Here is an 8,141-nt window from a genome sequence, read left to right on the forward strand (position 1 = left end):
AATTAGTGTACTGCTTAAAGTATCATCGTCAACTGAATTCTCTTTCTATCTTCATCTACCTCCGTAACTTTTACCTCTACATGTTGGTGTAACTTCACCACTTCGTTTACATCACTTACAAAGCCTGCTTTGAGCTGCGAGATGTGAACTAAGCCGCTTTCTTTGACTCCAATATCAACAAAACAACCAAAATTGGTAATATTATTGACAATTCCTGGTAATATCATTCCGGATTTTACATCTTTTATCGTTTTTACATTTGGGTCAAATTCAAATACTTTGGCTGATTTTCTTGGGTCTAATCCTGGTTTTTCAAGCTCTTTGATAATATCTTTCAAGGTTAACAATCCAATTTCTGGAGTGATATAATTCTCCGGTTTTATTAAGGCTGTTTTTTCTTTATTGGCAATTAAATCATTTACTGTCAATTTCAAATCTTTGGCCATTTTCTCCACAATCCCATAGGCCTCTGGATGAACAGCTGAATTATCCAACGGATTTTTAGCATTCGAAATTCGGATAAAAGCAACCCCTTGTTGATATGCTTTTTCTCCCAAACGAGGCACTTTTTTCAATTGTTTTCTATTTTCAAAAGGCCCATTTTCTGAGCGGTAGTTCACAATATTTTCCGCCAGCTTCTCTCCTATTCCACTTACATAACTCAACAAATGTTTACTGGCGGTGTTAATATTTATTCCCACCGAATTCACGCAACGAATTACCGTATTGTCTAATTCTTCTTTTAATTTGCTTTGATCCACATCATGTTGGTATTGACCGACTCCAATCGCTTTCGGGTCAATTTTAACCAACTCTGCCAACGGGTCTGAAAGTCGTCTACCAATAGAAACCGAACCACGTACGGTTACATCGTAATTTGGAAATTCTTCACGGGCAATTTTTGAAGCCGAATATACCGAAGCTCCTGCCTCAGAAACGATGAAAACTTGTACCGGTTTATCAAAAGCTATTTTCTTGATGAAAAATTCAGTTTCGCGGGAAGCAGTTCCGTTTCCTATGGAAATAGCGTCGATTTTATAGGCATTCACCATCGATTTTATTTTTTTCATTGCCATGGCCGTTTCGTTCTGTGGTGCATGCGGATAAATATTCTCGTTGTACAATAAATCTCCTTTTTCATCTAAACAAACCACTTTACAACCGCTTCTAAATCCCGGATCGATGGCCAAAATACGTTTTTCACCTAATGGTGGCGCCAGCAACAATTGCCCTAAATTATTTGCAAATACCTGAATCGAATTGGCATCAGCCTTGGCTTTTGCTTCTTGCAAAGCTTCATTTGAAATAGCTGGATTCAACAATCGTTTGTAACTGTCTTCAATAGCAAGTTGCACATGAGAAGTCGTTTTATTTTGCCCTTTTAAAACTAATGCATCAATAATATCATAGGCTTCATCGACATCCACTTCGACTTTAAACTTGATAAACCCTTCGTTTTCGGCGCGCAACATGGCCATTAAGCGGTGTGAAGGTGCTTTGGTCAATGGCTCTGACCAATCAAAATATTGGTTGAATTTTTGGGCTACTTCGTCGTCTTTTTTAGTTTTTACCACCTTAGTTGTTATCGTTGCTTTACGTTCGTACAAACGTCGCAATTGCTTTCTAACATAAATATTCTCATTAATCCATTCGGCTACAATATCACGTGCTCCTTGCAATGCTGCGTCTTCGTTGATAACATTATCGTTTAAATATTTTGTCGAAATAAAATCGACATCATCATTATTTTGAGCCATGATGATTTTAGCCAAAGGTTCTAGTCCGTTTTCACGAGCAACATCAGCCTTGGTTTTTTTCTTCTTTTTATAAGGCAAGTAGAAATCTTCTAGTTCTTGTAAATCAAAACTTTTGTCGATTTTAGCAAACAACCCTTCGTTCATAGCTCCTTGTTCCGTAATAGCTTTTAAAATGGCTTCTTTGCGTTTCACAATGACTTCATACTCTTTTTGAAGTTTGGCTATGTTTTCAATTTGAACTTCGTCAAGATTTCCTGTAGTATCTTTTCTATATCTAGAAATAAACGGAATCGTACAATCTTCTTGTAATAATTGCACGGTTTTTTGAATGTTAATTGCTGCTGTAGCAACTACTTTTGATATGAATTGTATGTTAGTCATTTTAGTTTTTTTCGAACAGCTAAAATAATATCTTTGAAACTTAAATTGAGTTAAATGATTATTTTATTCTACCTATTTCTTATTTTAAATGTAATTGCTTTTATAGTAATCGCGTACGATAAATATTTAGCGAAAGTCCATAAAAGAAGAATCTCCGAAAAAATGCTTTTGAGCTTTGTAGCTTTTGGAGGTACTATAGGAAGCGGAATTGCTATGTTGTTTTTTAGACATAAAACGGCTAAAAGAAGCTATTTATTAAAGTTTTGGACTATTGTCATAATACAAGCTATAATCCTTTGCGGGTGGTTTTATTTGAACGGAAAAAATCAAAATAGTTAGACCTTGTAATCTCATAAAAACTAGCGATAGGAAATCAATTACTGGAAACGATAAGAATTTTAGGTTGTAAATTTTGTTCTAAAAAAAAGCCTATTCATTTAAAAATAAATAGGCTAGATATAATTATTTGGTGTGAAGCACCTGGATTTCAAAAATTAGCAACAAGCAATTTTATCGACTCTAGTTTTGTGTCTTCCACCTTCAAATGCAGTATTCAAAAAAGTATCTACCATCTCTACTGCTTGTGGAATAGATGTATATCGAGCTGGAATACTAATAATATTAGCATCATTGTGTTGACGCGCTAAAACCGCTATCTCTTTCATCCAACATAAAGCAGCACGCACTTTAGCATGTTTGTTAGCGCTCATGGCAATTCCATTACCGCTTCCGCAAATAACAATTCCAAAATCAACTTTTCCTTCAGCTACATCTTTTGCAACAGCGTGCCCAAAATCAGGATAATCTACACTATCAGTTGAATCCGTTCCATAATTTGTTACCTCGTATCCTTTTGCTTTAAGCATGTCAACAATGGCTTTTTTATATTCTGGACCAGCATGGTCATTTCCAATTGCGATTTTCATTTTATTTCTATTAAGTTGTGTCGTGCAAATTTACCAAAACAATTTTGTATTATTAAAGTATGGAATTCTTTATTTGTTAAAAAAGAAAAGTGGATTTTAGCTTCGGTTGTTTACTGTATTGTAATGTACAGATTACTAGATAGTTTAGTAGTTATCAACAATTGCGATTATTACATAAAACCCTGATAATCAACAAATAATTTGAATAAATTTTGTTAAAAATAGCCATTGTTAATAGCAAAACGCAATTGCTTGATATTCAGTTAACTTTAAATTAACATTGATTGTTGATAACTTGAGATAGAATATTAGAACTATTTTTCTGTAGTATTAAAAAAATAAGTAATCAAAAACCCACATTAGAAATCCTAATTTACTTTGGTTAATTTTTAGAATAGTTATCACTATTAAAAAGTACTTTATTAACAAAAATTTTAAAAATACTTATTTACAAATTCAAATGATTTTAGTTTATCAACCGTTGTTAATTAAAATCTAAAAACTCTTTAAAACTAACTATTTAAGTAACTATAGCATTGTTAATAACTCAGAATAAAGTTCTACAACTTGGTTTCAATACTTTTTTTAAGATATTTATAGCCACTATTAACAAGCTATAATACCCATTAATAAATAATTTAAATTAATTTTTTTTTTTGTTGTATTATATATATGTTGACAACTTCAAAGAAAAATTAAACTATTTTTAAATTGTTATCGTACTTCATTTCTTGTAAAATTGCTTTTACGCTTGCAAAGTCATTAGGATGAATTTTAAGTTTGATTCCTCCAAGAGCAGTTGAGTACATTGGAACAATTGATGACATTAATTCATTCTGAAAATAATACTGTAAACCTTCCTGATCTAATCGATGCTTTAGAATTTCTATTTCATGGATGTAATCAAAAATAGCGATGGTTATAAATGCTTCCATTTTTATTGTTTTCATAAAGATACAACTATTCTGTAAAGTTATATTTTCTTTAAAACTGCCTCTTTTTCTTCATAACTGCGTAACTATTTCGTAATTTTCAACTTTTAAGAAAAGATTTATGAGTAAAAGAATAAGAAAGCCGGTAAAGAAAGAGAAAGATTTCTCTGAACAAATTATAAAAATATTATCGCAAAGTGCTAATAAAGCATTCAATTATAAACAAATAGGAGCAAAGCTAGAGCTTGACGATACACAAAGTAGAAACCAAATAATAAAAGATTTAAAGATACTTGCAAGTCAAAATAAAATTATTGAATCAGAACCTGGAAAATATTTAATAAAAGCAGAAAGCAAAGAGTATTACGAAGGTAAGATCGACATGACCGGTAGAAAAACAGCCTATTTTGTTTGTGCTGAATTAGAGGAGGATGTATTTATTCCAACCAATAATTTAAACCATGCCTTAGATAAAGATATTGTAAAAGTATATGTTTATAACCGAAGAAAAGGTAAAAGACCTGAGGGTGAAGTTATTGAGGTAATAGAAAGACATAAAACTGACTTTGTAGGGGTAATTGATATTCAGAAGAATTTTTCTTTTGTTTCTACAGCCAATCCAAAAATGTATACGGATATTTTTATTCCAAAAGACAAAATTGGAGAGGCAGAGCAAGGAGATGTGGTATTAGTTCATATCGAAGACTGGCCTTCAAGAGCAGACAGTCCTTTTGGAGCGGTTATTAAAGTATTAGGAAAACCAGGAGAACACGATACTGAGATTCACGCTATTTTAGCTGAATACGGTTTACCATCTGAGTTTCCAATTGAAGTAGAAACCTTTGCTCAAAAAATTGATACATCGATAACTGAAAGTGAAATCGCTAATCGTAGAGATTTGCGCGATACTTTGACTTTTACGATTGATCCAAAAGATGCTAAAGATTTTGATGATGCCTTATCATTCAAAAAATTAGAAAATGGAAATTACGAAATAGGAATTCACATTGCTGATGTTTCCTATTATCTTGAAGAAGGAACTATTCTTGATGATGAAGCTTATCAACGAGCTACCTCTGTTTATTTAGTGGATAGGGTAGTACCTATGTTGCCAGAGGTTTTATCTAATTTTGCTTGTTCATTGCGTCCAAATGAAGAAAAATATACATTCTCGGCTGTTTTTGAAATAACAGATAAATGTGAAGTAGTTGATCAATGGTTTGGAAGAACAGTAATTTATTCTGACCAGCGTTTTGCTTATGAAGAAGCACAATATATCATAGAAACCAAAGACAATACAATACCGGAAGAAATTTCGATAACTGGAAGTTCTTATGTTGTTTCTGATGAAATTGTTGCTGCTACTCTAAAAATGGATGAATTAGCTAAGATTTTTAGAAGAAAAAGAATGAATGATGGAGCAATTTCTTTTGATAAAGTAGAAGTAAAATTCAACTTAAATGAAGAAGGTGAACCAGAAGGAGTTTACTTTAAAGTATCAAAAGATGCAAATCATTTGATTGAAGAATTTATGCTTTTGGCTAATAAAAAAGTAGCTGAGTTTATTGGTAAACAAAAGAAAACATTTATTTATAGAATTCACGATGAGCCTAATGCAGATAAATTAATTGCATTACAAACGGTGATCGCAAAATTTGGTTATAAAATAGATTTAAGAAGTAAAGATGATATTTCGAAATCATTGAATAGTTTATTAAGTGAGGTTGTAGGAACGAAAGAACAGAATTTAGTAGATACTTTAACCATTAGGACGATGAGTAAAGCAAAATATTCTACTGATAACATAGGTCATTACGGATTAGCATTTGATTATTATTCTCATTTTACATCACCGATACGTCGTTATCCTGACGTTATGGTACACCGTTTGCTACAGCATTATTTAGATGGTGGAAAGTCCGTGGATGAAGAAATCTATGAAGCTAAATGTTTACATTCTTCCACTATGGAAGGATTAGCAACTAGTGCAGAGAGAGATTCTATCAAATACATGCAGGTTAAATACATGCAGGATCATAAAGATCAAGAATTTTTGGGAGTTATTTCTGGTGTTACTGAATGGGGAATTTTTGTAGAAATCATTGAAAATAAATGTGAAGGGATGGTTCGAATTCGAGACATAAAAGATGATTATTATTCTTTTGATGAGAAACAATATGCACTCGTGGGAGCAAGTTCACACAAGTTATTGCAATTAGGTGACGAAATTTACGTTAAAGTTAAAAATGCGGATCTTGTTAAAAAACAACTTGATTTTAATTTTTTAAGAAGAATTGAAGAACCAATAAAATAAAAAAAATGAAAAAATTATTGATTATAACATTTGTTATTGTTACCCAAATGAGTTTTGGTCAGGTAACGAAAAACTTAGGTGATTTTAGCGATATCAAAGTATTTGATAAACTGAAAGTTATACTAATTTCATCTTCAGAAAATCGAGCAGTAATTACTGGAAATAGGGAAGGTGAAGTGGAATTTGTTAATAGAAACGGTGAGTTGAAAATAAGAATGCCATTTCCTAAATTATTATCTGGAGATGATATTACGATTAAATTGTATTTTAAAGATATAGAATCAATATCAGCCAGCGAAGGTTCTTATGTTGCAAGTGACGATAAATTTAAAGCTACGATCATGGATTTAAATGCTCGTGAAGGGGCAGAGATCAATATCGATATCGATGTCCAAAAAGTAAATGTAAAAGCGGTAACAGGTGGAATCATTGAATTGTCTGGTAAAGCGTTAAATCAGGACGTTGTGTTGATGTCAGGTGGTGTTTTGAATTCAAAGGATTTATATACCTCACAAACGACTATAAGCGTTTCTGCGGGAGGAACTGCCGAAATATATGCTACTACCCTTGTTGACGCAAAAGTTAGAGCAGGAGGCTCTATTTACATTTATGGAAGTCCAAAACAAATCAATAAAGAAACATTGTTTGGTGGAACCATCGTAGAGAAAAAATAATCTATAGTTATAAATTTTAATGATAAACGATATTTTATCCGGAATTCCTTGGGGAGTTTTCTTAAGTTTTATGATAGGTCCGGTATTTTTTATTTTACTTGAAACAAGTATTATAAAAGGTTTTAGGGCTGCAATAGTTTTTGATTTAGGTGTTATTTTAGGTGATATCGTATTTATAGGTATTGCATACTTGGGTAGTTATAGGTTAATTCAATCTTTAAAAGACAAACCGGCTCTCTTTATTTTTGGAGGGATGCTCATGTTAGCCTATGGTATAATTTCTTTTGTGAGTTTAAGAAAAGAAAAAAAGATAGACACTAAACAAATTGATAATGAAATCATAAAAAGAGACTATTTTAGTCTTTTTATTAAGGGATTTTTCTTGAACATTATTAATATTGGAGTGCTGGGATTTTGGTTAGCAATAATCATTTCGGTAGGACCAAAATTAGATATGCAAACCTCGAGAATGTTTACTTTTTTTAGTGCAGTAATTATTACTTATTTATTAGTTGATTGTGTTAAAATACTTTTAGCTAAACAGTTAAAAACAAAAATGACTCCAACAAATATCTTAAAAATTAAAAAAGGAATAAGTATTGTTCTAATGGTTTTTGGATTGGTTTTGATAACACAAGGTTGGTTTCCAAAAGAAAAAGAAATGGTAAAAAATGCATTTCAGAAAATAGAGAAAGAAAATTAAATTTTTTACTTTATATATTAAAACCGCTCTAGTTGAGCGGTTTTTTTTATGTTCAATTTTTTAAACATAAACTTGATTTGAAGGTAATATCTAAAATTTTTGTTATTAATTGAGTAGTTCTATTTAGGCTATATGAAGTGCTTTTGTGAGTTTAGGATAAAAAAAATATCCAAGTTTCCTTGAAGGTTTTAGAGGCATCGTGCAGATTCAAACCTTTGCTTTATATAATTTTTTCTAAATATTGAACATAAAAAAAACCTTCAAATTTCTTTGAAGGTTAGTAGTCTCGTTTGGATTATAACTTTTACTTTATATAATTTTTCCAAAAATGGAACATAAAAAAACCTTCAAATTTCTTTGAAGGTTATAGTTTTATGATTCGGATTCGAACCTTTGCTTTATATCATTTTTTCTAAAAATTGAACATAAAAAAAACCTGCAAGTTTCTTTGAAG

The 8,141-nt window shown here is 31.4% G+C and carries 7 protein-coding genes; 4 read left to right on the forward strand and 3 right to left on the reverse strand.

What is annotated here, in order from left to right:
- Positions 1-14: 14 nt before the first annotated feature.
- The gene (locus tag QO182_RS14130) at positions 15-2,138 is read right to left on the reverse strand and encodes a Tex family protein (protein WP_371562268.1); all 2,124 of its coding nucleotides are present in this window, start codon (positions 2,136-2,138) and stop codon (positions 15-17) included.
- Positions 2,139-2,192: 54 nt separating this feature from the next.
- Between QO182_RS14130 and QO182_RS14135 the strand changes: the two genes are divergently transcribed.
- The gene (locus QO182_RS14135; protein WP_371537963.1) at positions 2,193-2,477 is read left to right on the forward strand and encodes a DUF1294 domain-containing protein; all 285 of its coding nucleotides are present in this window, start codon (positions 2,193-2,195) and stop codon (positions 2,475-2,477) included.
- A 155-nt stretch (positions 2,478-2,632) separates the two neighbouring features.
- Here QO182_RS14135 and rpiB read toward each other — a convergent pair whose 3' ends face one another.
- Both rpiB and QO182_RS14145 read right to left on the reverse strand, forming a co-directional pair.
- Positions 2,633-3,064, reverse strand: a complete 432-nt coding sequence (gene rpiB, locus QO182_RS14140) for a ribose 5-phosphate isomerase B (protein ID WP_371537966.1) — start codon at positions 3,062-3,064, stop codon at positions 2,633-2,635.
- 695 nt (positions 3,065-3,759) lie between these two features.
- The gene (locus tag QO182_RS14145) at positions 3,760-3,999 is read right to left on the reverse strand and encodes a hypothetical protein (protein WP_074721113.1); all 240 of its coding nucleotides are present in this window, start codon (positions 3,997-3,999) and stop codon (positions 3,760-3,762) included.
- Positions 4,000-4,117: 118 nt separating this feature from the next.
- Here QO182_RS14145 and rnr point away from each other — a divergent pair, with 118 nt between their 5' ends.
- The 3 genes from rnr to QO182_RS14160 are packed head-to-tail and all read left to right on the forward strand — an operon-like array spanning position 4,118 to position 7,687.
- Entirely contained in the window at positions 4,118-6,310 is a 2,193-nt protein-coding gene (gene rnr, locus QO182_RS14150; RefSeq protein ID WP_371562270.1) for a ribonuclease R, read from the forward strand.
- Between the two features lie 5 nt (positions 6,311-6,315).
- Positions 6,316-6,984 (forward strand): head GIN domain-containing protein, encoded by a 669-nt coding sequence (locus tag QO182_RS14155; RefSeq protein WP_371562271.1) that lies wholly within the window; start codon positions 6,316-6,318, stop codon positions 6,982-6,984.
- Between the two features lie 19 nt (positions 6,985-7,003).
- Positions 7,004-7,687, forward strand: a complete 684-nt coding sequence (locus QO182_RS14160; RefSeq protein ID WP_371537974.1) for a LysE family translocator — start codon at positions 7,004-7,006, stop codon at positions 7,685-7,687.
- Positions 7,688-8,141: the final 454 nt, after the last annotated feature.

It is taken from the genome of Flavobacterium sp. Arc2, from assembly GCF_041431385.1.
Lineage (GTDB): Bacteria > Bacteroidota > Bacteroidia > Flavobacteriales > Flavobacteriaceae > Flavobacterium.